We start from the raw sequence: 25,325 nt of genomic DNA, 5'->3' as shown, positions 1-25,325 counted from the left end.
GAGCGGGCGGCGCCCAGCGCAACAGTTCCGCTGGCGGTCGGCCCGCTTTCTGTTTCCGCGCGCAGACGAGCGCATCTTCTTCCTCGGAGAGGAAGTACAATCCGGTAATGCTCGCCTCACCAGGTCCAGAAGGGGAGATCCACGACCATCTCTGCCTCTACTGCGGGCGTTGGTCGCGCGCGGGGGAGGAGAACGGGGCGTGCCCGCGCTGCCATCGCGACAGTCCGCCGATCCACTCGGCTCACCAGCTGCTCGGCGCATGGGGACTGAATGTTTTTCTCGAAGAGCGGGGGGTGACGGAGACGGTCGCCGAGCCGGCGTGGGCAGTCCGCGTGCTGCCCGGCGCTGTCCGCGAAGAGGTGGCGCTCGAGATCAGCTGGACCGCGCTCGACCCGCCGCGCGTCCGGCGGCTCCTCGATCGGTGGTGTGCGGCGATCGGCCTCGACCCTCGGCCTCGTTTTCGGCGGCGAGTCGAGGGGCAAGAGGTCTATGTCGCAGCCGAACTGTACTCCTTGGAGCAGTTCACCCATCCTGCCGGCCTCTACCGGCTGCTTGCCTCGCGTCTTGCGCTTACGGTTGGGGCATTGCTCAGCCTTGGCGATTCGTTAGCAAGCGGCGCCGCCCGGCCGAAGCCGCCGCGGGTGCTCAGCTGGGTGGGGGAGTGGCTGGTTCGCTTTCTCTCTGCTCCCCCTCTGCTTGATCCGCGGCGGCTCGTGGACCGGTTCTGCGTTCGCTGCTTCCATGACGAAGTGGGCTTCTTCGAGCCGACCTGCACCTACTTTCGGGACAATCCGGAGATTGCATGGGGCGCCGGCGGCGAACCGTGGTATGACCTGATGGTTGCGCTGGGCGATCAGCTAGCCGATGAAGAGGTGCGGGCCTCCTTTCTCGCTGGTCCGGACGGCGCGATGCCGCCGGTGCCTCTCGATGGGCCGGCCGACGGCTTTGCGCTTATCGGGCGAGTGCTCAGTCACTTCCGGCCGCGCCGCTGTCCGGGCTTTGTGCCGACGGGGCGGATGCTGACGCTGCTTGATGACTGGGCGACCGGAAAGGCAAGCCTCACCGAGGTGGCGCTCGGCGCGTATGACCCGCTGCTCGTGCGCGCCGCTGGCGACCGGCTGGAGCTCTGGATCGCGGATCTGTTCGAGGGGAAGGTGCAGCCGTTTGAGCGCAAGGAGCGGCGCCCCGGCGAAACCGCCTTCGTGGCGACGCGGCTGCTGAACCTTGCGGAATGGCTGAGCGCGGGCGCGCTCGAAAATCCGCAGCGCGCGCCCTGATTACCACCAATACCACGCGCTTCTGCCGCGGCCTTCCGGGATGACCCCGCGCTCGAGCACGCGGTCGAGCCGCTTGAAGAAGTCGTCCACCTCTGCGGGGGCGAGAAGGTCGCCGAGGGCACGGCGCAACCGCGTGACTGCCGCCGTGTCGTTCCGCCATCGCCGTAACCGCGCGAGTTCTTCGGCCGGGACCGGCTTCCCAAAGAACTGAGAAAGAACCGTGCGCTGCTTCGGCTCGCAGTGGAACGTTAGGCCGTGATCGATCGCCCAGACGCGGCCGTTGCGGTCGAGAAGACAGTGCGCCGCCTTCCGGTCGGCGTTGTTGGTCAGGTAGTCGAAGAGCGCGATGAGCCGGAGTTGGTCGAGAAGGCAGTCCCGGAGAGCGGTCAGCCCGCTTTCATGCTCGATATACCATTGGACCGAGCCGACACCGAGCGGCCCGTCGCGGATGACCGTCGGGGGGACGAACGCCCAGCCAAGCGCTCGAGAGGTCAGGTAGGCGGCGTACTCGCGGCGGTAGAGAGTGCCATCGGGAAAATCCCACAGCGGCGCCTCGCCGGCGCGCGGCTTGTAGATCGCGCGTCCTGCTGCTACTCCCTCATGGAGCAGCTCAACAAGCCACACGCCGTTCGACCCCCACAGGACGGGCTGCCGATTGGCCAGTTCGGCGTCGCGCAGGATGCGAAGGGCGCTCTCGGGGACCATCGCGCTTACGTGGCGGGCTCGATCGTGCTGGTGAGCCCCGCGCTCTCGAGCCGGTCGCGATACAGCTCCGCTTGCTCCAAGGGGCAGATGATGACGGTGGCGCGGCCGGTATGGTGCGCCTCGAGCATAATGGCCACTGCCTGCTCAGGAGAGAGGCCAGGGATAGCGCGGAGCAGCACGGCGACGACGTAGTCCATCGAATTGACGTCGTCGTTATGAAGGATGACCCGGTAGGGCGGGAGCACTTCGCTCCAGTGCCTCGTTGCTGGAGCGGTTTCGGTGATCAATGCGTGTGCCGGCATCGAGTACGATTATTGAAAACCTCTTGAACGAGGGCAAGTTCTGATGCCGGAGGAGGGACCCCGTGCAGATACCCGAGATTCGAGCCAGCCTCCTCGGCCAGCCGGCGCGTCGCATTGCGATCGATATCCTTGAAGAGGACTACCGCGCCATGCTCGACCTCTTCGCCGAGCGGGGGTTGACGGAAGAAGAGGGAGTGCGGCTCGCGCTCTTCACCGGCCTCGCGGAGCTTCGTCGGCAAGGCGAGGCAGAGACCGATGAGGAGTCGCTCGTCAAGCAGCTGAACCGTCTCGAGGGCGCCTACATCGGGATGAAGCATAAGGCGTACCTGCTTGCCCTCGATAATGAGCGGATGGAACTGGCCCGCAGCGGCTGGGAAGTGGAATTGGAAGCGCTGCGGCGAATGGTGGCGCAGCTGCGCGGCCAGGAAGCGCCGGCTGCGGCCGCGCCGCACGCGTCCAGCCCGCCCCCTTCTCCTGAGAACACCCCGCCGCGCCGTCCTGACGATTGGGAGCTGGAAGCGCCGGCGCATCTGATGGACGATGAACCTGCCGCCAAAGGCGCCGGGAAGTCGCTCTGGCGGCGGCTCACCGGCCGCTGACGGCGCTTTCCCGGCGTTCTGCGCCCTAGTTTGGAGAAGGCTGCCTGCATCGCGCCCGCTCGGCAGTCGCCTTGCCGGAGAAGCGGTGCGTGAGCGGCAGCCCGCGGAATGGGGTCGAGCGGTGAGGACGGTCAGGGCGGAGCCGCGGTAAGCTGACAGCTCGCCCGCGGACTACGCGGGCGACGCCGACCCGTCAGCGGCACTATCCAGCGGCTGCCGCCGCTTGATGAGATACGTTTGCGTCCCTTCGAGGACGATATCGCCGTGCTGGTTGGTGACCCACGTTCGAAACTTCACTGTCCCTTGCCGGCGCCCCGGGATCAATTCGATCACTTCGCCCTGCGGCGTGAGGGTGTCGCCGACGAAGACAGGCTTGAGGAAGCGGGAGGACTGCTCAACGAAGGCGACAATGGTCTGCTCGATCGCCCAGTTCAGGTTGCTCGCGCCCATTGCGGTGAGCACGGTGACAAGGTAGCCGTGAGCGACCGGACGACCGAAGCGGGTGGTCTTGGCATATTCGACGTCGTAATGGATGGGATGGGTGTCGCCGGTGATCGCCGAGAAGAGCAGAAAGTGCGCTTCATTGATGGTTTTCGACGGCACCCGAAAACGATCGCCGATCCGAAAGTCTTCGAAATACTTTTCGTCGGTCACTTTGAGTCCGGCAGAACAGCGACGGCGTCGATCTCGATCAAGGCGCCTTTGCGGAGGAGCCCGGCGACGATGACGCCGGTCGAGGCGGGGAAACCGTTCTTGAAGAACTCTCGGCGAACGTCGGCGGTAGCACGATACCCTTCGGTCGTCGTGATGTAGTCTGTCGTCATGACAATGTCATCGTAGGTTGCGCCAGCGGCTTCGAGAATTTTGCCGATGCGGAGGAAAATCTGGCGCGTCTGAGCGACGATATCGCCTTCGCCGACGAGATTGCCTTCGTCGTCGGTGGCGGTGGTGCCGGAGATGAAGAGCAAGTTGCCGCGCCGGACGGCGGGGGAGAAGGTTAGCTTTCGGAAATGCTCCCAGCCGGGATTGATGATCTCCTTTTCGCTCATGCCGTCTTGCCCTCCCGAAATTCGCCGAGCGGAAGGGTCGCGGAAAAGAAGGGGGAGCGTCAACAGTCGCTGGCGTCTCCCTCTCCCGCGGCGGCGCTAGCGGATGCGCTTGCTCTTGTTGGTGACGTAGTCGACGAGGACGTACTCGCCGAGCTTATCGGGCGTGGCGTAGAAGGCGCGACCGCGGTTGATCTTCGTCATCTGCTCGACAAAGCTCATCAAATATTCGCCTGTTTCGAGCATGAAGGTGTTGATGACGATCCGCTCCTTCGTGCAGCGGCGCACTTCTTTCAGTGTCTCTTGAATGGTGCGGAAGGTCGGCGGATAGGCGAAGGAGACGCGGGGACCCTCGAAGTGCGCTGTCGGCTCGCCGTCGGTGATGACAATGATCTCCTTGTTGACCGAGCGTGACTTTGCAAGCCACTCGCGGGCGAGCTGGAGGCCGTGCTGGAGGTTTGTGCCGTACTCGTACTCCTCCCAAGAGAGGGAGGTGAGGGTGTCGGCCTTCAGTTCACGGGCGATGTAGGAGAAGCCGACAACGAGCAGCTGGTCCTTGGGGTATTGGGTTTTGATCAGGCTCTCGAGCGCCATCGCCACTTTCTTAGCGGCGAGGAAGCAGCCGCGCAGCAGCATCGAGCGGCTCATGTCGAGGAGCAGCACCGTCGCCGACTGAGTGGCGAGTTCGTTGCGGTAGACCTCGAAATCCTCGGGATGAAGACGAAGCGGCGTCCCTCTGCCAGAGCGGATGACGCTGTTCATGACGGTGCGGCCGATGTCAATCTGCATCGGGTCGCCGAATTCATACGGCTTGGTCTCGTCCAGCCGCTCGCCGCCGACGCCCCGCTGCTCGCGCACCTGATGGTTCCCGAAGCCGTTGCGCTTCAGGTTGCTGAAGATGTCGCGCAGCGCTTTGTCGCCGATCTTGCGGATCGCGCGGGGAGTGAGCTGCAGTTTGCCGTCTTGGCGCTCAACCAGCCCCGCCTCTTCTAGGGTCTGGGCGAGCGACCGCAGGTCCTCGAGGCCGGTGGCTTCTTCCTCGCCGAGCAGTTCGCGCACCCGGTCCGGGTCAATCGCCTCGAGGTCTTGGTAGTCACGGACGGACTTGAGGTCGCGCTCCAGTTCGTCCATCTCCTGCAGCTGCTCCATCAGGCGCATCGCTTGCTCAAAGGTGAGCGAGTCGTCGCCCCGGAAGGGATAGCGCTGGGGCAGAAACTGGCCAGGCATCAGCTGCTGGAGCATCAGCGAGAGCTCGGTGAGCTGCTCGCGCAGTTCGGGGTCGCTGAGCAGCCCTTCCATAGCGCTCTGCAGCTGCTCTCGCTGCTCAGGCGACATGCTGTTGAGAAGCGACTGCATCTGCGCCATCGACCGGGCGAGATGCTCCAGCAGCTCTTCGAGGCTGGAGATCCCGGGCGGGAAGAAGTGGCCGTGGCGCTGCATGAACTGCTCAAAGTTCGGGCGCTGCCCCATCGCCGCGTCGCGCAGCATCTGGTTGAGATCGCGCAGCATGTCGCGCAGCCCTTGGCGCTGCTGGGGCGTCATGCTCTGAAGTGCCTGCTGCATGCCGCGGAACATGTTGTTCAGCATGTGCTTCTGCAGCATTTCGAGCAGCTCTTGGAACTGCTGGCGCGCGGTCGGGTCCATGAACTCGTATTCGGAGAGCGCTTTGATCTGACCGCCGAGGTCGCTGGGCAGCTGGTCGAGATACTCGAGCTTGCGCTGCGCCAGCCGCTCGAGCATCTCCCGGAAGGCATCGGGACTGCCGCTCGGCGCGCCGGGCTGGCCGCCTTGGCTGCCGTGCTGGCCGCCTGCCGATCGATTGCCGCGCTGGCGGCTGCCGCCGCTCTCCTCTCCGCCGGCGGCGGCGCGGGTGCCGTCTTCGCCCTCGTCGGCGCGCTCGCCCGACATCCCTTCCAACCCTTGGAGTGCCTCGAGGTCGTCGGCTGCCGTCGGCTCCTCGCTCCTGTCGGGTGAGGGCGCGTCACCGCGCTGGGAGATGCCCCGCGCTTCGTCGAGCTTGCGCTGGATTCCTTCGCGCTCAAGCTGCTTGATGCGCTCCAAGCGCTCGCGAATTTCGTCGACGACCGAGCCGAGGTCGTAGCGGTCGAGTTCACGGCGGCGGCGCTGGCGCAGCCGTTCGATCAGGTCTTGGAGCCCCATGATCTTTTCGCCGAACCGGTTCTCGCCGCCCCAGTGCATCAGCTTCCGAAGCGCCCGCTTCAGGTCGCCATCCGCCATCAGGTCGTCGGCCATCGCTTCGAGCAGGTCCTCGGCATCGAACGGCGCGACCCGCTGCGTTCCATCCCAGCGCGAATACTTGAAGGTGTAGGGCATGGCTTACCTCCGGTACCGGAGCGCGCCCGCAACGCGGTCCTTATTCAGCTTGCGGTTAAGGTGGAGACCTTCGAGGATGAACTCAACTGCAGCGGCAATGCTCGCTGGCGAGCCGGTGGCGCCGAGTTTGGCGACGGCGCTCTTGAGGCTCTGGACATCGCTCAGCTGCTGAACGTACGACATCGAGGGGGCGGAGTCGCTCACCTCGACTGTCAGGCCATTTTCGAAGCGCTGGATGACGTCGTCGAACTCCTGGAGCAAGAAGTAGCGCTTCCAGACATTAAGGATCGCGCCTTGGATCAGCTTGTCGACGACCTTCTCTTCTCGCTGGTCACCGGACGACTCGAGCTCGATCTTCCCGGTGGTTGAGGCGAGGATTGCCGGCAGGTCGCTGATCCGGGGCGTCACTTGGCGTTCCCCGAGCCGTACCGAGCGGCGAAACGCGCTCGACAGGAGGTTCTCGTAGTTCGAAATCGATACCCGCGCCGAGACGCCGGAGCGCTGGCTGATGTCGGGGCTCTTACGCGCGAGGTGCGTGAACTCGGCGATGATCTCCTTCATGTAGCGCGGAACGACAAGCTCGTATCCCTCGGAGGGGAAGGTTTGGCGTTCCGCTTCCATGATGTCGATCTCGTGCTCGAGCGTTCGCGGATAGTGAGTGCGGATCTGGGAGCCGAAGCGATCTTTGAGCGGCGTGATGATCCGGCCGCGGTTGGTATAGTCTTCGGGGTTGGCACTGGCGACCACGAACAGATCGAGCGGAAGGCGGATTTTGTAGCCCCGAATTTGGACATCGCGCTCTTCCATGATGTTCAGCAGGCCGACCTGGATCCGCTCGGCGAGGTCGGGCAGCTCGTTGATGCAGAAGATGCCGCGATTTGTGCGCGGGATCAGCCCGTAATGGATCACGTATTCGTCGGAGAGGTAGCGGCCCTCCGCGACCTTGATCGGGTCGACCTCGCCGATCAGGTCGGCGATGGTGGTGTCGGGCGTTGCGAGCTTCTCGCCGTAGCGGCGATCCCGCGGGATCCAGACGATAGGGGTGTCGTCCCCCATCTCCTCGACAATCCGACGCCCCTGCGCGGTGATCGGGTTGAAGGGGTCCTCGTGCAGTTCGGTGTCGGCAATGGCCGGGATCTCTTCATCGAGGAGCTGAACGAGGCTGCGCGCGATGCGCGTTTTCGCTTGGCCACGCTCTCCAAGCAGCACAATGTCATGGCCGGAGAGGATCGCGCTCTCGATCTGCGGGATGACCGTTTCCTCGTAGCCGTAGATCCCGGGGAAGAGCGTTTCTCCAGCCCGAAGCTTGGCGATGAGGTTGTTCCTCATCTCCTCCTTGACCGAACGAGGTTGATACCCGCTCGCGCGGAGCTGGCCGAGCGTGGTGGGTCGAGTCATCCATTCCCCCTGCATGTGGAAGCGCGACGAGCGGCAAGGTGGCGCTGAGTGGACGAACGTGTCCGGTGCGCGGGACCAAGGTGCCTGCTGTCGGTAAACGTCATCCCGACGATTATATCACCGCCGTCGGGCCAGTATTCGACATGTCATACAACCGAGAGAGCAGGCCTCAGCTCGGCGGCGAGGTGGCAGCCGCTTGACAGCATGGGACCCCGCTCGGGCTCTCGACCCGAACGGCGATCGTCGCGCGCCCCTCGTCGAGCAGCCGAGCCGGAAGGCGGAAATAGCTCGCAAGCGCGCGGCCGGCGTCCAGTCCCGACGGATAGCGGTGGCGCTCGAGCGGAGCCCCATCGACGAGGAGGACAACATCGAAGGTGGGACACTCCGCTGGCCCGAGATTGCGGACCACGTAGTTCACGCGCCAAGTCGGGGGCGAGAACGGGGCAAGCGCGCTCTCGAAATCGGCGAGGAATGCGGGAGTGACGGTTGCGACTACAGTGAGCGCTCGAGGAGGCGCGAGATGCGAGGATTGGTTCGGCATAGCACTGCTCCGCGCCGACACGGTGCCTTCCTGAGCTGCGAGGGGATGCCACCGGGAGCCTACTCGAGAGAACATGCCGATTCCAAGGGGTTAATAACCGAGGGAGCGATTCTTTCGGACAATCCGCTTCCTCGCCTGAGGCGCGAGAGCCGAAAGCGCCGCTCTTGCCGCCGCTCTTCCTAGAGGCCTTTCTCCCGGTGCGCCCAGATCCAGAACTCCACCGCCGCCGACCGCATGGTGTCGAGCCAGTCGTCGAGCAGGTCCTGATGGATGCCGGGAGCGAGGTCGATATTCTCTTCGAGGTAGATTGCTCCCTCAGGGTCATCGGGGGCGCGCGCGTAGAGATACGCCTTCGGCCAGCGGCGGTCCCGGTTCCACTCGTTGCAGAGTTCTATCACGCGGCTGAACTCGGAACGGGGAATGGGCCGCAGCCCGACGGCGCGGAAGGCGAGGATCTGCCGGTCGCGTCCGCCGATCAGGAACCAGCAGTCAAGGGCACAGCCGAGCTCCTCGTCGTAGGCGAACGCAACGCGGTAATCCCCGTCTGCGTCGCGCTGATAGGCAAGGCGGCGCGAGCGAAAATATGTTTCCAGCATTGCGGGCGAGAAGGTTTCCACACTCGCCACGGAGCGAGCCTCCCAGAGCAGCGCGGTTCGACCGATTATTCGCGGAACAGCTGAATGCGGTCCATCTGGCGGAGGAAGGCGAGATACTCCTCTTTCGACATCCGCGGGCGGTCGCGGGCGAGGATCTCGCGCGCTTTGGCGGCATCGTCGAGGAGGAGGTCGAGCGCGGTGAGCGCCAGCGCCTTCCCCGGGTTGAGCACCGCGTGCTCGTAGTTTTCGATGCGGTAGTCGGCGCCATGGCCGGTGCCCGCGGCGCCCGCGGCCGACGGGTGGATGGCGGGCATGATCTGAGAGACATCGCCCATGTCGGTGCCGGCGGCGATATGGCCTTTGCGCCCAACCTGTGCGGCCCCGACAATCCGCGCGGCGTTGTGGCGGAACAGGTCGAGCATCGCTTGGTTCTGGTGGAGCGGGAGGTACCCCGGCAGGGTGGTGATCTCCACCGCCGCGCCGAGCGCAAGCGCGCCGGCGCGCATCGCGCGATCGAACTTGCGGTTGGCATCGTCGATTGCGTCGACAGTCTTGCCGCGGACGAAGCTCTCCAAGCGCACATCAGCGGGGATGGCGTTGACGACATCGCCCCCTTTCGTCAGGATGGGATGGATCCGGACGGTGTCGGCGTCCTTGAACGTCTCGCGCTGGGCGTCGATCGCCATCAGGGCGAGCATGGCGGCACGCAAGGCATTGATGCCGTGGTGGGGAGCACCGGCCGCGTGCGCGCTCCTGCCGAGGAACCGGACGAACTTGATCACGTGGCCGTTCGACGTGTCGCTGGTGACAAGCAGCCCGTCGCTCGCTTGCGGGCTGGTGTGGACCATCATCGCGAGGTCAATGTCGTCAAACTCCCCAAGCCGGATCAGCTCTGCCTTGCCGCCGAGGAATTCGATCCTTCCTGCCGCTTTCTGGCTCAGGCGCCACTCGACTTCAACCGCCTCCTCGGCCGGCACTGCGAAGAACACGACGTTGCCGGCAAGATGCTCCCGCACCTCGAGGAGGCCGCTGGCGGCAGCGATGAGAGAGCCGATCTGCGCATTGTGCCCGCACGCATGAACGGCGCCCGTCTCCGGGTTCCAATCCGGATGCTCGCGAATGGGCAGACCGTCCAGTTCGCCGAGAATGGCGACCGTCGGTCCGGGCCGCGCGCCGCGCAGGACCGCCTTGACCCCCGTGAGGGCGAGACCAGCCCGGTAGGGAAGCTGCAGCGCCTCAAACGCGCGGCGCACTTTGGCGGCAGTCCGCTCCTCCTTATAGCCGAGCTCTGCCTCGCGTCCAATCGCCTTGGTGAGAGCGATCGCCCGTTCTCCTTCGCGGTCGATCGCCTCGAGCACGCGAGTTTTCAGCGCTTCCCGGTCCACGGACGGCTCCTCCCTAGGGAGTGATCGCGGGCAACCAGCATATCAGAACGGAGAGCGCTTGCGGGGCCGGCCTCGCTTCGCTAGAATTCGAACAAATGTTCTTAGGAGCGCCAAATGGTAGAGATGGGACTGCTGTGGTACGAGCCTAACCGCATGGTGCCGCTCGCCGACCGGATCGACGCGGCGGCGGCGCGCTATCTGGAGCGGTTCGGTGTTGCCCCCAATGTCTGTCTTGTCGCCGCGAGCGAGCTGGAGCCATTCAGTCGGATCACCCTCCGGGGTGACAAGCGCATTCAGCCTGGCTATCTCTTGATCGGCGTCGAGCACGAGGAAGCCCTCCCTCCGTGGCAGCCGGAGCGGCGCTCCTCGGACGAGGCGGAGATTGCGCTGCTCGCTCCGGATGGTCGGGTGCTGCAGCGGCTGCGTCCTCTTCGCGCGCCAGCACACGTGGGGTCACCCTCAGACCCCGCTCAGCGGCGCCTGCGCCGCCGGCAGCCGGCAGCGCAGGCCGATGCGCCTGCCCAGCGCAGGAAGGTCTCCGCGCGTCCCGGCCGCTCTCAGCAATAGCGAGCGCTTTTCTGCTCCCTGCGCTGCGCGGAAGCGAGGCAGAGGGTGCCGGCCGGCGGACTATACTTCATCCAGCCCGCGGAGGAGGCTCGTGCATGGCGGATCGTCCCGGTCTGTTCCTGCTCTTTGATGGTCATGCGTTGGTTCACCGGGCATATCACGCAATGCCGCCCCTCACCGTGCAGCGCACTGGCGAACCATCGGGCGCCGTGTTTGGGGTCGCGACGATGCTGCTTCGCCTCCTCGCCGACTATCAGCCGAGCTACCTTGCGTTCGCGTTCGATCTGCCGGCGCCGACGTTTCGGCATGCAGAGTATGCCGACTACAAGGCGAACCGCCCTGCCGGCGACCCTGACTTGCGCGCTCAGATCCCCCGCGTGCGCCAGCTTGTCACCGCTTTTGGCATCCCCTACTACGAGGCCGAAGGCTACGAGGCCGACGACATCATCGGCACGCTCAGCCGCCAGATTGAAGAGCGCGGTCTCGACACCATCATTGTCACCGGCGACCAGGATACCTTTCAGCTGATCGACGACCATATCTCGGTGCTCACGAGCCGAAAGGGGTTCACCGACACGGTGCTGTACACGCCGGCGGCAATCCGCGAGCGCTACGGGATTGCGCCGCACCAAATTCCGGATTTGAAAGCGCTCGTCGGCGACCCCTCTGACAATCTCAAGGGGGTCCCGGGGATCGGGGAAAAGACTGCGGCGAAGCTGCTCCAGCAGTTTGGCTCTGTCGAGGGAATTCTGGATCATCTCGAGGAGGTCACCCCTACCCGCATTCGGGAGGCTCTCGCGGCCCATCGCGACAACGTCCTCTTCTCAAAGCGCCTTGCGACGATCGTGCGCGATGCGCCGGTCACCCTGGACCTTGACGCGAGCGCGGTGGGCCCGTTCGATCTCGCGAAGATCACCGAGTTTTTCCGGGAGATGGAGTTTCGGAGCTTGCTGGGGCGGGTGCAGACGCTTCCGGGCCTGAGCGAGCGTGCGCGCTCTGAGGTGCAGCTGGCGATGTTTCCGGCGGCGGCGCAGGCGGCAGGCAGTGCGCCGCCCCCCACCATTGTCCGCACCGAAGCCGACTTGGAACGATTGGAGCGGATACTGGCCTCGGCGGAGGAGATTGTGCTCGACACCGAGACGGACAGTCGGGAGGCGATGCAGGCGCGCCTCGTCGGGATCGCGCTCCTCCCGCTGCCGGGTGACGAGGCGTTCTACATCCCCGTCGGGCATGTCGACGGCCCGGCGCTGCAGGTGGTGCCTGCCAAGCACGGGCCCGCTGCCGCTCTGCTCGCGCCGTCCGCGGCGGCAGGGCAGCTGCCCCTTGACCTTGTTGTCGCCCGTCTTAAGCCGGTGATGGCCGATCCGGCTAAGCCGAAAATCGCCCATAACGGCAAATACGACCTGATCGTGCTCGCAGAACATGGCGTCGAGGTCGCCGGCCTGCGCTTCGACACGATGATCGCCGCCTACCTGCTCAATGAGCGGGCGCTCGGGCTCAAAGAGCTTGCGGCAGCAAAGCTCGGCATGGAGATGACGCCGATCAGCGACTTGATCGGCAAAGGGGCGAAGCAGATCTCGATGGCGGAGGTCGCTATCGAGCCGGCGGCGGCGTACGCTGCTCGCGATGTCATCGCGACCGCGCGCTGCCGCGACGTGCTCGCCCGCGAGATCGAGGCGCAGGGGCTGAGCCAGCTGTTTTACGACATTGAGATGCCGCTTGTGCCGGTGCTGGCGGCGATGGAGCGATGCGGCATCGCCGTCGATACCGCTCTCCTGCGGTCGCTCTCGCGTGAACTCGCGGAGAAGATCCTCGAACTCGAAGCGGCGATCTACTCGTCGGTCGGGCACCGCTTCAACATCAACTCGACGCAGCAGCTCGGCGCGGTGTTGTTCGAGGAGTTGAAGCTTCCCTCTGCGCGCCGCACTAAGACCGGCTACTCCACCGATGCGCAAGTGCTCGAGGAGCTGCGCGGGCTTCATCCGGTCGTTGAGCAGATCCTCGAGTACCGCCAGCTGACCAAGCTGAAGGCGACCTATGTCGATGCCCTTCCCGCCCTGATTAATCCGAAGACGGGCCGGATCCACACCAACTTCAACCAAACCGTTGCGCGGACGGGCCGCCTCAGCTCATCCGAACCGAACTTGCAGAACATCCCGGTCCGCACCCCCCTCGGCCGCCGCATCCGCCAAGCCTTTATCGCCGGACGGCCCGGAGCGGTGCTGCTCTCTGCTGACTACTCCCAGATCGAGCTGCGCGTCCTCGCCCATATGTCGCGGGATCCGCGGCTGGTTGAAGCGTTCGAGCGGGGTGAGGATATCCACGCGGCGACGGCGGCGGCGATTTTCCGCGTCCCGCTCGAGGACGTGACCCCAGACCAGCGGCGGGTTGCGAAGACGACCAACTTCGGCATCATCTACGGGATCAGCGACTTCGGGCTTGCCGAGCGGACCGAGCTGTCGCGCAAGGAGGCGGCGGAGTTCATCCGCACCTACTTCGAGACCTACCCCGGGATCAAGGAGTACCTCGAACGGACAAAGGCGGAGGCGCGTCAGGGACGAGTCCAAACGCTCACCGGCCGCTATCAGCTCTTCTCCGAGCGGGAAATTCTCAGCCCCAATCCCTCGGTCCGCGGCGCTGCTGAGCGCACCGCCATCAACATGCCAATCCAAGGCACGGCTGCCGACATCATCAAGATCGCGATGATCCGGCTGCACGAAGAACTGCGCCGCCGGGAGATCGACTGCGGGCTCCTGCTGCAGGTCCACGATGAGCTTGTGCTGGAGATTGACGAACACCGGCTCAAGGAGGTCGCGGCGCTTGTCCGTGAGGTGATGGAGCATGCGTTCCCCCTCTCCGTTCCCTTGCAGGTTGAGGTCAAAGCGGGGAAAAACTGGGACGAGATGACCCCGGTCCATGGCTAGCGTCACGCTCCCCGTCCCGGAGGATGCCCTCGACCTCGCTGCGACCCTTACCAGCGGGCAGGTATTTCGCTGGCGGCGGGAGGGAGACTGCTGGGTCGGCGTTGTCGGCCAGGCGGTCTGGCGTGTCCGCTTCGCGCGCGGCGCGCTCACCGTTGAGAGCGTCGGCGCTCCGGTCACCGCGGCGGACGTTGCGCGCTTTTTCCGCCTCGAGGTCGACCTCGCCGCTCTGCGCGCGGCGCTCCGCCGCCTCGCTCCTCCCCTTGACGACGCCCTCGACCGATTTCCGGGCTTGCGCGTCGTCCGCCAGCCTGCCGCCGACGCGCTCGTCAGCTTCGCGATCGCCTCGGCGAACCATGTTGGGCGCATCGCCCGCTCCCTCGACCGCCTCGCCACCACCTATGGGACACCGGTGGGGGAACTGGACGGAACGCGCTTCTGGGCACTGCCGTCATGGGAGCGGCTCGCTGCGGCGGACCCGCGCGCGCTTTGGCGCGATGCTGATCTCGGCTACCGCGGCCGAGTGCTGCACCAGCTAGGCGCCGTGCTGGCAGCGCGCCCCGCAGCGTGGCTGGAAGGGTTGGCAGCGCTTCCCTATCGTGAGGCCCGGGCCGAACTGATGGCGCTCCCGGGGATCGGCCCGAAAATCGCCGATTGTGTCTTGCTCTATGGGCTCGGCTTCGACGAGGCGGTGCCGGTTGATTCGCATATCTGGGCGACAGCCCGCGCGCTGTTTGGCGAGGCGATCCCGACCACGAGCCTGACGGAGCGCACCTATCTCCGCGTCGCCGACCTTTACCGCACGGCGTTTCCGGCCAATCCCGGCTGGGCGCAGCACTATCTCTTTCACCGTCGCCGGCAGACCCCTCCTGCCGCGCGGCGGCGGGCAGCGTAATGCCAGAGCTCCCCGAGGTTGAGACGATCCGCCGCGGGCTTGCCGAGCGGATTGTGGGACTGCCAATCGCTGCTCTCGACCTCCTGCTGCCGAAACTGTTCCTCGCCGGTGATGCCGCGACGCTCGTGGGCAGACGGATTGTCGGAGTACGGCGGGTCGCCAAATTCCTCGTCTGGGACTTCGATGACGGCAGGAGCCTTGTCCTTCACCTGAATCTGTCGGGCCAGATTGTCTATGAGCATCCCGATGGTGGCCGCTTCGCCGGCGGGCATCCGATCCCGGCGTTCGACTCTCCCTTGCCGCACAAGACGACGCGGCTGGTCATCCATTTTCAGGACGGCTCACGGCTGTATCTCTCTGACGTTCGAACGTTCGCGAAGGCGCGCCTGCTGCCCGGGCCGGAGGCCGCCGCCTTCTTAGCGGCGCAGCGGCGAGGCCCCGATGCGCTGCTGGACACTATCGAGGCGGGCGAGTTTGCGGCGACGCTGCGGCGGCGCAAGCGAGCGCCGATCAAAGCGGTGCTGCTCGATCAGGCGGTCCTCAGCGGGATCGGCAATATCTACGCGGACGAGGCGCTGCATGCGGCCGGGATCCACCCCCTGCGGGCAGCGTCCAGCCTCAGCGATGCGGAGGCCGCTGCGCTGCTCCGCGAGGCGCAAGCCGTAGTCGCGCTCGCTGTGACTGAGGGGGTGGCGAAAGTGCGAAATGGCAGAGCGGCGCCCGATGCCGCGCTGCCGCGTGTCCATGCTCGCCGCGGTGAGCCGTGCCCGCGCTGCAGGACGCCGATCGAGCGGATTGTTGTCGCGCAACGAGGGACGTATTTCTGTCCCCGCTGCCAGCCGGCTACTCGAAGCGCGCCACCCGGATCCGAGGGAACTGCTGCTCGACCGTCTTCCGCCGAAGCGCTTCAAGGGTTGGAACAAGAGACGGCGGCACCGTCGGGTTGACTTCGACAAGCCAGACGCGGGAGGCAGGCGCGACCTTCGGAGCGAGCTGGGCGGGGTCCTCTCCCTCACCGAACGTGATGAGGGGCAGCGCGCCGTTGTAATACCGCGCCAAGACGATCGCTTGGTAGCCTTGGTAAAGCACGAGGACGTCGCCCGGCTGTTCTTCGGCCTTAAGAAGCGCGGCGACTCCGTGCCAATCCTCCTTGGGGTGGAGGAAGAGTACGAGAGCGAGCGCCGGCAGCCCCGCCGCGACGAGCGGCGGGCCAAGCCGAGGCCGCCAGGCTGCGATGCTGACCGCGGCGCTGGTCAGCGCGAGCGGCGCGACCACAGCGAGGTGGCGTTTGATGCTGTTGCCGGCCGGCGTCAGCATGATTGCGGCAAGACCGAGGATGACGACCGCCGCGCCTCTGCCAAGGAGGGGCCGCGCGGTCGCAGGGTGACGGCGGACCACCCACCAGCCGCCGGCGCCTGCGAGCACGAGCGCCGCCACGCCTGGCACGAACAGGAGCACGGCTCGCTCAGCGAAGCGGTGCCCGCTCAGCTGGCCGAGGGCATCCTCGAGGCGGGGGAGGAGCGGCAAGCTCCCAAGCATCACCAGCGCCGTGACGACACTCCAGCCGACGAGCAGGTCGCGCCGCTTCCACCCCGCGGCGAGGAAGGCGACGCTCAGCGCGCCAAGGAGAGGGATCATCGCGTAGTGGGTCCACACCCCGAGGAGCGCTGCAAGCCCAGAGGCTGCCCAAAGCAGCAGCGGTGGCAGCGGGGTCGCGTGCCGACCGTCGCCGCCGCGCCGATGGCCGCGTGTCGGCTGCAGGAGACGGGGGGACAGCAGCAGTGCGAGAGCGGCGGCGGCAACCGTGAGCAGCAGGGCAGTGAGGGCGACGCTCCGCTGCTCTTGCGAGTACCACACGCCAAGAGCAGAGGTCGTGGTCAGCGCGGCGGTCAGCCCCGCCCCCGGCAAGCCGAGGGCGCGAACAGTCGCCGTGCAGACGACAACGGTAAGCGCGCCGGCGAGCGCCGAGAGAAGGCGCCGTCCGCCGTCTCCATCGAGCAGCGGGTGGAGAGCCGCCCATCCTTTCAGGAGCAGGGGATAGAGCGGGGGATGAAAGGGATCATGCCCGACGATCACGGCCACAGGCTGCGCCGAGAGCCAAGCGCTGTATCCCTCATCGGTCCAGAAGGCGCGATCGCCGATGCGGATAAGCCGCACTCCGAGCGCGACGACGAAGAGCAGCGCAAGCAGCAGGCCGAAGGAGCGGGCCGCCTGCTGCCGCGCCTTTGGCGCGAGCATGGTCACGGCGGAATGATAGGCGGCTCTTCTTGGAGAAATCGCACAATTGCCGCCGCAAGCTGCTCACTCTCTGGGGCTTCCAGTCGGATCAGGTCGTGGCCGCCCTCGAGCTCAATGTAGTGGACCGGCCCGCCGAGGGAGCGGAGGAGCTGGCGGGTCGCGGCGACAGGCACAGTCTGATCGTGGCGGCCCTGCAGGACGAGGGTGGGAGCACGCACGCGGCGCAGCGCTTGCAGGCTCTGCCGCCCGAGGCGGCGGATCTCATCGATCGTCGGGGTTGGGATCGTCAGCTGGCGGCGCAGCTGCTCTTGGACGGCGGGGTCGTCAAGGTTGAGGTCGGGAGCGACATCTCGGAAGAAGGCGCGGAGTCGAGGGTCGTCGAAGTTGGCGTGACGGAACGGCGCAACGGTGGGGATGATCCGTTTCAGGACGGGAAGGAGGAACTCGCCGACGACGCCAAGGCGCCACCAAGGTGCGACGAGGATGAGCCGGTCGGGCGGAGCGCTGGCGGCGAGGGCGGCCGCGATCGTGGCGCCGAACGAATAGCCGAGGATGGCTGTTCGGCGCGCGCGCTGGCGAAGCTGACGCCATTCGGTCGCCGCCGCGCGCACCCAGTCGCGCCCGGTGTGGCGGGAGAGCGCAGCGATCTGTTCGCCGAAGCCGGGCAGCAAGATCCCGCGCGCGCGCCAGCCGACAGCGGCGAGGCGCGTCGCGAGCGGGCGGAGCTCGCGCGGGGTGCCGGGAAAGCCGTGGACGAGGAGGATGCTGTCGGTCCCGTCGCCGATGACGAAGGGGCCATGGTCAGGACCGGCGTAGAAGAGATGCGTGGTCACGGGCTGCGGGAGGAGGTCTCTCGAGGGCGGAGAAGCGGACCGGTCGGCGTGTCGTCGACCCACCAGCCGCGCGCCACGATCTCGGCGCGGAGGCGGTCGGCAGTCGCCCAGTCGCGCGCGGCGCGCGCCGCGGCACGCGCTTGGACGAGCTGCTGGACGGTAGCATCGGGCTGCGGCGCTGCATCTGGCTCCGCGAGGGCGGCGAGGGCAGCGTCCCAGAGAGCCGGGTCGATCCCTTCCCGCAGGTCGGCAGGGAGTGATCCCTCCCCCAGCACCGAAAGGGGGAAGAGGTCGCCGGCGCGATAGATGGTCTGTTTGCCTTCTCGGAGGATGGTCACGGTGTCGAGCCCCATCACTCGGCAGCGCTGTTCGGCCACCTCGATGATAAGCGCAGTGTGGTCGTCGATGCCGACGATGGTGTGACCTGGCGGCAGCATGGCGCACATCGCCTCGAACCGCTCGCGGCCGATGTAACAGCGGGAGGTATCGAGGGCTGCGCCGCCGTCGGTGTTATTCCAATGGGGAACGAATGTCACGCTCAGCCCATACTGGGCGAGGAGATCGAGCCCGTCCTTCCAGTGGGGGTCCTCGCCCACCTTGTAGATCTCATAGATCGGCATGGTGTAGCGACTGACGGCGAGGGAGGCGGCACTCTCGAAGCAGATCGGCGCTCCCATCCGGTGGCGGACCATGAGATAGCGCCAGGCGAGGCTGTCGCGCAGCTGGCGGACGGTGTAGGTCGGGCTGCCTGCGCCGAGGTAGAAGTAGTTTGCCTTCAGCATCGGCGCGCAGATCGCGGGGTCATCCGGGCTGAAGGGGGTGCCTCGTTTGCGCGCCGGGATCACGACTACCTGCGGCGCGTAGGGCTGCAGCCGCTCGCGCAGAAACTTCGCATACCGGCCGGCGACGTCAGCGGAATTCAGTTCGAACCCTGCCGGGGTTTCCAGAATGGCGACGCGAATGGGGCGGTCGAGGCCGCGCCACAGAGCGTCGTGGACTTTGCGGCCCGTCAGGGTCATTTCCATAGAGCCGAAAAAGACCAAGGGGCCGGGGCGCTGCGGCGGGATCGGGATGGCACGAGGCTTGGTCATAGAGCGTCCCGCGTCGATCCGACCCTTGCGAGGCCGGACGTCGCTCAGGAATCTACCATGCACCTGCAACTTGTTCAGGGCGAGCGTGAACGCCGCGCACTGCTCAGCCGCATAGCGCTCCTAGGACTGCAACTCGCTGAGGGCGGTTGTGGGGGGAATGCGTGTCTGGTACACTTTTCACTTGCTGGGCCTGTGGCGCAATTGGGAGCGCGCCTCCATGGCATGGAGGAGGTCAGGGGTTCGAATCCCCTCAGGTCCACCCATGCGCCGGCCGAGACGGAGAGAAGAACGGACCACCCCGACCGCGATGGCTGCTGTCGCGTGCGCCGCTGTTTCGCAATCTGCCCCGAATGTCCTGAGGCTGCGGGAAGGGGGAGTGTCGCTGCGCAACGGGGCGTCCGACTCGCCGTGGGCGAAGGGCCGAGGCGGTGGCGCGCTCTCCGAATGACGGTCGTCTCGATGACGCCGCGGTGATGCCCTAGGTGGTCTCTCCCGTCCCTCGTCGCTGCTGAGTGGTCGACAGGGCCGGGTTTTTCTTTTTCCGTAGGGAGGAGCAGATGACGGAGCGACGGGTCGCGATCCCGCCCTACAAACCTGCCGAGATTGAGCCGAAGTGGCAAGCCCGCTGGGAGGCGGATGGCCTGTATCGGGCGCCCGACTATGTCGAGCCGAAATGGTACTACCTCACCATGTTCCCCTACACCTCCGGTGACCTGCATATGGGGCACTGGTATGCGATGGCGCCGACGGATGTCCAAGCCCGCTGGCGGCGCATGAAGGGCTACAACGTCATGCTGCCGATCGGCTTCGATGCCTTCGGCCTGCCGGCGGAGAACGCCGCGATTAAGCGCGGCATTCATCCCGCCGCGTGGACGATGGCGAATATCGAAAACATGCGCCGTCAGCTGAAGACCATCGGCGCGAGCTTCGATTGGAGCCGCGAGGTCATCACGTGCCTGCCCGAGTATTACAAATGGAACCAATGGTTCTTCCTCCGCATGCTCGAACGCGGGCTCGCCTACCGGGCGAAGGCGCAAGTCAACTGGTGTCCCGATTGTCAGACGGTGCTGGCGAACGAACAGGTAACTCCGGCAGGCCTGTGCGAGCGCTCCGACACCCCCGTCTACAAGCGCGAACTGGAGCAATGGTTTCTGCGCATCACGGCCTACGCCGAAGAGCTGCTGAACCATGAGGGGCTCGATTGGCCCGAGCGGGTCAAGCAGATGCAGAAAAACTGGATCGGCCGCTCGGAAGGCGTTGAGGTCAGTTTCGGGATCGAGGGGCGCGAGGGAGAGATCCGGGTCTTCACGACGCGGCCGGACACGATCTTCGGCGTCACGTTCATGGTGCTCGCGCCGGAGCACCCCCTCGTCGAGGAGCTGACGACCCCCGAGCAGCGCGAGGAGGTAGAGGCCTACATTGCCCAGACGCGCCGCTTGTCCGAAATTGAGCGCCAGTCGACTGAGCGCGAGAAGACAGGGGTACGCCTTGGCAGCTATGCCATCAACCGGCTGAATGGCCAGCGCGTCCCGATCTTCATCGCCGACTATGTACTGGCGACCTACGGCACGGGCGCTGTGATGGGGGTGCCGGCGCACGATGAGCGCGACTTCGAGTTCGCCCGCAAATATGGGCTGCCGATCCCGGTGGTAATCGCGCCGCCCGGCTGGGATGGCGCGCCGCTCGAAGCGGCCTACGTCGGTGAAGGAACGATGGTCAACTCGGGCCAGTTCGACGGCCTGCCGAGCGCCGAAGGGTGGCAGCGCATCGCCGACTACATCGAGGCGAACGGCTGGGGCGGGCGCCGCGTCACCTACCGAATGCGCGACTGGCTGATCAGCCGCCAGCGCTACTGGGGAACGCCGATCCCGGTGGTGTATTGCGATCGTGACGGCATCGTGCCGGTTCCTGATGACCAGCTCCCGGTCACTCTGCCCGAGCAGGCCGAGTTTCGCCCGACTGGGCAGTCTCCCCTCACCTACACTCCCGAGTTTCTGCACACCACCTGCCCGAAGTGCGGGGGGCCGGCCCGCCGTGAGACCGACACGATGGATACCTTTGTCGACTCCTCGTGGTACTGGTTCCGCTATCTCAGCCCTCACGAGACGACGCGGCCGTTCGACCCAGCGCTGGCGAAGTTTTGGACGCCGGTCGACCAGTACACGGGCGGCGCAGAACACGCGACGATGCACCTGCTCTACGCGCGCTTTTTTACGATGGTGCTGCGCGATCTCGGCCTGATCGACCACGGCGAGCCGTTTCGCCGCCTCTTCAACCAGGGCCAGATCTTGGCGCAGGGGCGGCGAATGAGTAAGTCGCGGGGCAATGTCGTCACGCCGGATGACTACGTTCGCCGCAACGGCGCCGACTCAATGCGGCTCTTTCTGATGTTCATCGGGCCGTGGGACCAAGGCGGCGACTGGAATGACCGGGGGATCGGCGGCATCTCGCGCTGGCTAAACCGCGTCTGGAACCTTGTGCTGACCGAGGCGCCGCCGCGGGAGGCGGACCCCGCCGCGGAGCGGGCGCTGCGTCGGCTGATCCATCGGACGATCAAGAAGGTGGACGAGGATATCGCCGCGTTCCGCTTCAACACCATGGTGGCGACCCTGATGACCTTCACCAACGAGCTTGCCGATCGCCAGGCCGAGCTGGCGGGAACGGCAGCGTGGCGCGAGGCGATCGAGACCCTGCTCCTCCTGCTCGCTCCCTCAGCGCCGCACCTGACCGAGGAGCTGTGGGAACGCTTGGGCAAGCCGTACAGCATCCATCAGCAGCCGTTCCCCAGCTACGACCCCGAGCTGGCGCGGGAAGAGGAGGTGGAGATCCCCGTTCAAGTGAACGGGAAGGTGCGCGACAAGCTGACCGTGCCGGTAGGCGCAGATGAGGAGACGGTGCGCAAGCTGGCCCTGGCCAGCGAGCGGGTGCAGCGACACCTCGACGGCAAGCCGCCGAGCAAGGTGATCTACGTTCCCAACCGGCTGATCAACATCGTCATACGCTGACCGCTGATGGCGCTCCCCTTCACGCAGCGGGCGCGCTTTTCGGCATGCGCCGAAGGAAGGGATACGCCAAATTTTTGACCACTGTCGGCGTATCGCCTATCGTTTCTGCCATCGACAGTAGTGGAGGGCGCTGAGATGATGCGGAGCTTCCGGCGCGGCGCAATGGCGACCGCGGTGACGCTCGGAGCGGTGTTCGCTCTGGTTCTGACCGCCTGCAGCCCGTCGCCCCCCTCGGGCACCGCGACGGGCGGAACGCAGCCGGGCGGTCCGCGTCGCGGCGGGACCTATACCACGGGCAGCATCGCCGACGCGACCTCCATGCAGCCCCTGATCACGAACGACACCGCCTCCTCGACCTTCCAATCGCTCCATTACAACGCCTTCCTCAACAGTGTCGACCCGGACACCCTTGCCTTGGTCTGTAAGGATGGGACGTGCGAGTCGTCGGAACTGTCGCCCGACGGCAAGCGGCTTACCTACAAGCTGAAGCCGGGGCTGGTCTGGAGCGATGGGACGCCGCTCACCTCCGCTGACTACAAGTTCACCTACGAGAAAATGATCGATCCTAAGGTGGACTATCCCGCGCGGACGCTGACGCTCAGCGCCATCGAGTCCGTCGAAGCACCTGATCCGTTGACGCTCATCTTCACCTTCCGAGAAGCGGGGTTCTGTCCAGCGCTGCTCTTCACGAACATCAACCCGATCCCGAAGCACATCTTCGAGAACCTGGACATCAATGACAATCCGCAAAACCTGCGGCCGACGGTCGGGTCGGGGCCGTGGCTGCTGAAAGAGTGGGTGAAGGATAGCTACGCGATCTTCGAGGCGAACGAGCGGTTCCGCTTCGGACGGCCGAACTTCGACCGCTACGTGATCCGCATCGTCAAGGATCAGAATGTCGAGTATTCGATGTTCAAAGCGGGCGAACTCGACTCGATCAGCCTGCGGGCAGAGCAGTGGCAGGAAGCGATCACGCTGCCCAACGTCACGACCTACCGCTTCTACGCGCCGGGGTCGGGCTATACCTTTATCGGCTTCAATCTCGACACGCCCTTCTTCAACGACGTGCGCGTCCGCCGCGCCGTCGCGATGAGCATCGACCGCCAAGCGATTATTGACCGGATCCGGCTCGGGTTTGCACGGCCGGTCAATTCGATGCTGACGCCGGGGACGTGGGCGTTCGCGCCGGATGTCCCTGCTGTCCCCTACGACCCGGCGCGAGCGCGCCAGTTGCTCGATGAGGCCGGCTGGCGCACTCCGCCGAACAATCCGCAAGGCATTCGTGTTAAGGATGGACGCGAATTTAGGGTGCGGATCTTCTACAACACGGGCAATAAAGACCGGGAACAGATTGCCACAGTTGCTCAGGCGCAGCTTCGCCAGGTGGGGATTGAGCTCGAAGTTATCCAAGAAGAGTTCAGCGCCTTCCTCAATCGGGTGCAGCGGACTAAAGACCTTGAACTGTACATCCTTGGCTGGACCCAGACGCTTGACCCGAACAGCGGCCGCAGTATCTGGACCACGGGAGGAAGCCAGAACTTCAGCGGATATTCCAACCCGCGCGTCGATGAAGCGTATGAGCGGGGCGCGAAGGCGCCCGGATGCACGGAGGCGGCGCGCCAGCCGTTTTATGCTGAGATCCAACGGCAAATAGCCGCCGACCAGCCGTATGTGTTCCTCTATGAACCGGAGTCGCTCCTAGCGCTGAACAGCCGGATCGTGCCGAATGAGTTGAAGCGCGCGGGGATCAGCTACCGCATCTGGGAATGGTACTCGCGGACGGGGTCGTAATCCTACCCTTGGGCTGGCGCGTCGTGTACCCTCGGCGCATCCTCGAATGCGCGAGGAAGGAAAAGGAGGGGAGCTATGAATCACCGCGCACCCCACCGCCGTCTCACCCGGGCAGCTGTTGCGCTCGGGATTGGCGCTCTTCTCTTCCCGCTGCTTGCGGCGTGCGCTCCGGCTCCGCCTGCCGCACCCGGCGCTCCGGTCCAACCCGGCCAGCCCGTCCGGGGCGGGACGATCACCGAAATCAAGTTCGCCGACGCCTCAACCATTCAGCCGCTCTTGATCCAGGACGCCGCCTCGCGCGCCTATGAGATCAAGCATTACAACGCCCCGTTGCTTCGCTATGACCCGGAAACGTTGGTGCTCGGAACGAAAGATGCCGTCGCGGAGTCGTTTGACCTGTCGTCGGACGGGCTGCGGGTGACGTTTCGCCTGCGTGACAACGTGAAGTGGAGCGATGGGCGGCCGATCACGGCGCACGACTACAAGTTCACCTTCGACAAGATGAAAGATCCTCAGGTGGACTTCCCGTACCGCGCGCTCTACGCGAGGATCGAGCGGGCTGAGGCGCCAGACGATCGCACTATCATCTTCTACTTAAGCGAGCCGTTCTGTCCCATCCTCGGTCAAATTGCCGACATCAACCCTCTGCCGAAGCATGTTTTCGAGAACCTGAACATCAATGACAACCCGCTCAATATCAAGCCGACAGTCGGCTCAGGGCCGTTCTTGCTGAAGGAATGGGTCCGCGACAGCCACGCTGTCTTCACCGCGAACGAGAACTTCTACCTCGGACGGCCGTATCTCGACACGTGGACGATCAAGATCGTCCGCGACCAGAATGTCGCCTTCTCGCAGTATAAGAGCGGGGAAGCTGATTTCGTCGCGCTCCGAGCACAGGATTTCGAAGAGGCGAAGGCGCTTCCGAACAGCCAAGTCATTCAGTTTTACGCCGCGCAGTCAAGCTGGACCTACATCGGCTTCAACATGCGGAGAGAACCGCTGAATGATCTCCGGGTCCGGCAGGCGCTCTCCTATGCGGTGGATCGTCAGCAGTTGATCGAGCGCGTTCGCTACGGCCGCGCGCGCCCGACCCAAGGCATCGTCACGCCCAGTTCGTGGGCCTATGTGGATGATGTGACCAAGTTCACCTACGACATGGCCAAAGCGAACCAACTGCTCGATGAAGCCGGCTGGCGGCGGCCGCCGAACAATCCGCAAGGGATTCGCTCCAAAGACGGCCGCGAACTGCGGATGCGGATCTTCTATAACACGGGCAACAACGAGCGCGAGATGATCGCGACAATCATGCAAGCGCAAGCCCGCCAGCTCGGTATCGAGCTCGAAGTGATCGGGGAAGAGTTCCAAGCCTATATCAACCGGGTGAACAACACGCGCGACGTTGAGCTGTTCATCCTTGGGTGGCTCTCCGGGCTCGATCCGAACGGGACCGAAAATATTTGGTCAACCGGCAAGCCGCAGAACGCAACCGGCTTCAGCAACCCGCGCGTCGACGAACTATATCCGCGGGCGGCGACAGTGCCGGGCTGCAAGGAGAGCGACCGCCGGGTGCTCTACGGCGAGATCTCGAGGCTGGTCACCGCGGAGGCGCCGTATATCTTTCTCTATGAGAACGAGCTCCTGTACGGGCTGTCGGGCCGCATTCAGCCGGTCCCCTTCGGCAAACTGACGGACGCGAGCCGTGACACCCGCTACTGGCTCTGGTACTCGAAGACGGGTCGATAAGCTGGCTGAAGGGGGCGGCGAGCGTCAGCCGCTCCCTTCGCTGCTCGGCGCTGTTCCC

The 25,325-nt window shown here is 65.4% G+C and carries 21 protein-coding genes and 1 tRNA gene; 10 read left to right on the top strand and 12 right to left on the bottom strand.

Features of this window, described 5'->3' with window-relative positions:
• The first annotated feature begins 107 nt into the window (after positions 1–107).
• Positions 108–1,277: a hypothetical protein gene (locus NZ773_09390; protein ID MCS6802135.1), complete on the top strand. Its 1,170-nt coding sequence runs from the start codon at positions 108–110 to the stop codon at positions 1,275–1,277.
• On the opposite strand, the gene NZ773_09385 is transcribed toward NZ773_09390, so the two are convergent.
• Together NZ773_09385 and clpS are read right to left on the bottom strand one after the other, a co-directional pair.
• Entirely contained in the window at positions 1,278–1,982 is a 705-nt protein-coding gene (locus NZ773_09385) for an SCO1664 family protein (protein MCS6802134.1), read from the bottom strand.
• A gap of 5 nt (positions 1,983–1,987) precedes the next feature.
• On the bottom strand, positions 1,988–2,284 hold the full coding sequence (gene clpS / locus NZ773_09380) for an ATP-dependent Clp protease adapter ClpS (protein ID MCS6802133.1): 297 nt from the start codon (positions 2,282–2,284) through the stop codon (positions 1,988–1,990).
• Positions 2,285–2,346: 62 nt separating this feature from the next.
• Here clpS and NZ773_09375 point away from each other — a divergent pair, with 62 nt between their 5' ends.
• On the top strand, positions 2,347–2,883 hold the full coding sequence (locus tag NZ773_09375) for a hypothetical protein (protein MCS6802132.1): 537 nt from the start codon (positions 2,347–2,349) through the stop codon (positions 2,881–2,883).
• Positions 2,884–3,054: 171 nt separating this feature from the next.
• Here the strand turns inward: NZ773_09375 and NZ773_09370 are convergent, their stop codons facing one another.
• From NZ773_09370 to NZ773_09340, 7 genes are all read right to left on the bottom strand, one after another.
• Entirely contained in the window at positions 3,055–3,537 is a 483-nt protein-coding gene (locus NZ773_09370) for a MaoC family dehydratase (protein MCS6802131.1), read from the bottom strand.
• On the bottom strand, positions 3,534–3,932 hold the full coding sequence (locus NZ773_09365) for a RidA family protein (protein MCS6802130.1): 399 nt from the start codon (positions 3,930–3,932) through the stop codon (positions 3,534–3,536). Before NZ773_09365 ends, NZ773_09370 begins: the two co-directional genes overlap by 4 nt.
• Positions 3,933–4,028: 96 nt before the next feature.
• On the bottom strand, positions 4,029–6,263 hold the full coding sequence (locus NZ773_09360) for a VWA domain-containing protein (GenBank protein ID MCS6802129.1): 2,235 nt from the start codon (positions 6,261–6,263) through the stop codon (positions 4,029–4,031).
• A gap of 3 nt (positions 6,264–6,266) precedes the next feature.
• Positions 6,267–7,661: an AAA family ATPase gene (locus tag NZ773_09355; GenBank protein ID MCS6802128.1), complete on the bottom strand. Its 1,395-nt coding sequence runs from the start codon at positions 7,659–7,661 to the stop codon at positions 6,267–6,269.
• Positions 7,662–7,830: 169 nt separating this feature from the next.
• Positions 7,831–8,202 (bottom strand): hypothetical protein, encoded by a 372-nt coding sequence (locus NZ773_09350; GenBank protein ID MCS6802127.1) that lies wholly within the window; start codon positions 8,200–8,202, stop codon positions 7,831–7,833.
• Between the two features lie 179 nt (positions 8,203–8,381).
• Complete coding sequence (locus tag NZ773_09345; protein MCS6802126.1) at positions 8,382–8,828, bottom strand: YbjN domain-containing protein; 447 nt, start codon at positions 8,826–8,828, stop codon at positions 8,382–8,384.
• Positions 8,829–8,863: 35 nt separating this feature from the next.
• Positions 8,864–10,183 (bottom strand): amidohydrolase, encoded by a 1,320-nt coding sequence (locus NZ773_09340; GenBank protein ID MCS6802125.1) that lies wholly within the window; start codon positions 10,181–10,183, stop codon positions 8,864–8,866.
• 114 nt (positions 10,184–10,297) lie between these two features.
• On the opposite strand from NZ773_09340, the gene NZ773_09335 reads away from it, so the two are divergent.
• The 4 genes from NZ773_09335 to NZ773_09320 all read left to right on the top strand — a co-directional run bounded on the left by NZ773_09335 (position 10,298) and on the right by NZ773_09320 (position 15,513).
• On the top strand, positions 10,298–10,750 hold the full coding sequence (locus tag NZ773_09335; GenBank protein MCS6802124.1) for a hypothetical protein: 453 nt from the start codon (positions 10,298–10,300) through the stop codon (positions 10,748–10,750).
• Positions 10,751–10,845: 95 nt separating this feature from the next.
• Entirely contained in the window at positions 10,846–13,674 is a 2,829-nt protein-coding gene (polA, locus tag NZ773_09330; GenBank protein MCS6802123.1) for a DNA polymerase I, read from the top strand.
• Positions 13,667–14,566 carry a hypothetical protein gene (locus tag NZ773_09325; GenBank protein MCS6802122.1) on the top strand — a complete coding sequence of 300 codons (900 nt, stop codon included), beginning with the start codon at positions 13,667–13,669 and terminating at the stop codon, positions 14,564–14,566. The genes polA and NZ773_09325 overlap by 8 nt, the downstream gene beginning before the upstream one ends.
• Entirely contained in the window at positions 14,566–15,513 is a 948-nt protein-coding gene (locus NZ773_09320; protein ID MCS6802121.1) for a formamidopyrimidine-DNA glycosylase, read from the top strand. The genes NZ773_09325 and NZ773_09320 overlap by 1 nt, the downstream gene beginning before the upstream one ends.
• On the opposite strand, the gene NZ773_09315 is transcribed toward NZ773_09320, so the two are convergent.
• From NZ773_09315 to NZ773_09305, 3 genes are read right to left on the bottom strand one after another with little or no spacing between them, the layout of a single operon-like run.
• Entirely contained in the window at positions 15,410–16,810 is a 1,401-nt protein-coding gene (locus NZ773_09315; protein ID MCS6802120.1) for a hypothetical protein, read from the bottom strand. The two genes, NZ773_09320 and NZ773_09315, sit on opposite strands and share 104 nt — an antisense overlap.
• Positions 16,807–17,637 carry an alpha/beta fold hydrolase gene (locus tag NZ773_09310; GenBank protein ID MCS6802119.1) on the bottom strand — a complete coding sequence of 277 codons (831 nt, stop codon included), beginning with the start codon at positions 17,635–17,637 and terminating at the stop codon, positions 16,807–16,809. Before NZ773_09310 ends, NZ773_09315 begins: the two co-directional genes overlap by 4 nt.
• Entirely contained in the window at positions 17,634–18,728 is a 1,095-nt protein-coding gene (locus NZ773_09305) for a cysteinyl-tRNA synthetase (protein MCS6802118.1), read from the bottom strand. The genes NZ773_09310 and NZ773_09305 overlap by 4 nt, the downstream gene beginning before the upstream one ends.
• A gap of 186 nt (positions 18,729–18,914) precedes the next feature.
• Between NZ773_09305 and NZ773_09300 the strand changes: the two genes are divergently transcribed.
• The 4 genes from NZ773_09300 (at position 18,915) to NZ773_09285 (ending at position 25,267) form a co-directional block, all read left to right on the top strand.
• A tRNA-Ala gene (locus NZ773_09300) sits at positions 18,915–18,987 on the top strand.
• A gap of 298 nt (positions 18,988–19,285) precedes the next feature.
• Complete coding sequence (gene leuS / locus NZ773_09295; GenBank protein ID MCS6802117.1) at positions 19,286–21,733, top strand: leucine--tRNA ligase; 2,448 nt, start codon at positions 19,286–19,288, stop codon at positions 21,731–21,733.
• Positions 21,734–21,868: 135 nt separating this feature from the next.
• A complete protein-coding gene (locus tag NZ773_09290; GenBank protein MCS6802116.1) occupies positions 21,869–23,524 on the top strand; it encodes an ABC transporter substrate-binding protein in 1,656 nt (551 codons plus the stop codon).
• Between the two features lie 75 nt (positions 23,525–23,599).
• Positions 23,600–25,267, top strand: coding sequence for an ABC transporter substrate-binding protein (locus NZ773_09285; protein ID MCS6802115.1), 1,668 nt, complete (start codon positions 23,600–23,602; stop codon positions 25,265–25,267).
• Positions 25,268–25,325: the final 58 nt, after the last annotated feature.

It is taken from the genome of Dehalococcoidia bacterium (assembly GCA_025054935.1).
Taxonomy (GTDB): Bacteria; Chloroflexota; Dehalococcoidia; order SpSt-223; family SpSt-223; genus JANWZD01.
The sequence above is the reverse complement of the archived record's forward strand: the minus strand, read 5'-3'. Positions and strand labels throughout refer to the sequence as shown.

Coding starts and splice junctions, on each gene's coding strand:
- NZ773_09285 (MCS6802115.1), top strand. CDS start 23,600: ATGAATCACCGCGCACCCCACCGCCGTCTCACCCGGGCAGCTGTTGCG.
- NZ773_09290 (MCS6802116.1), top strand. CDS start 21,869: ATGATGCGGAGCTTCCGGCGCGGCGCAATGGCGACCGCGGTGACGCTC.
- NZ773_09390 (MCS6802135.1), top strand. CDS start 108: ATGCTCGCCTCACCAGGTCCAGAAGGGGAGATCCACGACCATCTCTGC.
- NZ773_09355 (MCS6802128.1), bottom strand. CDS start 7,661: ATGACTCGACCCACCACGCTCGGCCAGCTCCGCGCGAGCGGGTATCAA.
- polA (MCS6802123.1), top strand. CDS start 10,846: ATGGCGGATCGTCCCGGTCTGTTCCTGCTCTTTGATGGTCATGCGTTG.
- NZ773_09305 (MCS6802118.1), bottom strand. CDS start 18,728: ATGACCAAGCCTCGTGCCATCCCGATCCCGCCGCAGCGCCCCGGCCCC.
- clpS (MCS6802133.1), bottom strand. CDS start 2,284: ATGCCGGCACACGCATTGATCACCGAAACCGCTCCAGCAACGAGGCAC.
- NZ773_09335 (MCS6802124.1), top strand. CDS start 10,298: ATGGTAGAGATGGGACTGCTGTGGTACGAGCCTAACCGCATGGTGCCG.
- leuS (MCS6802117.1), top strand. CDS start 19,286: ATGACGGAGCGACGGGTCGCGATCCCGCCCTACAAACCTGCCGAGATT.
- NZ773_09325 (MCS6802122.1), top strand. CDS start 13,667: ATGGCTAGCGTCACGCTCCCCGTCCCGGAGGATGCCCTCGACCTCGCT.
- NZ773_09365 (MCS6802130.1), bottom strand. CDS start 3,932: ATGAGCGAAAAGGAGATCATCAATCCCGGCTGGGAGCATTTCCGAAAG.
- NZ773_09360 (MCS6802129.1), bottom strand. CDS start 6,263: ATGCCCTACACCTTCAAGTATTCGCGCTGGGATGGAACGCAGCGGGTC.
- NZ773_09320 (MCS6802121.1), top strand. CDS start 14,566: ATGCCAGAGCTCCCCGAGGTTGAGACGATCCGCCGCGGGCTTGCCGAG.
- NZ773_09350 (MCS6802127.1), bottom strand. CDS start 8,202: ATGCCGAACCAATCCTCGCATCTCGCGCCTCCTCGAGCGCTCACTGTA.
- NZ773_09385 (MCS6802134.1), bottom strand. CDS start 1,982: ATGGTCCCCGAGAGCGCCCTTCGCATCCTGCGCGACGCCGAACTGGCC.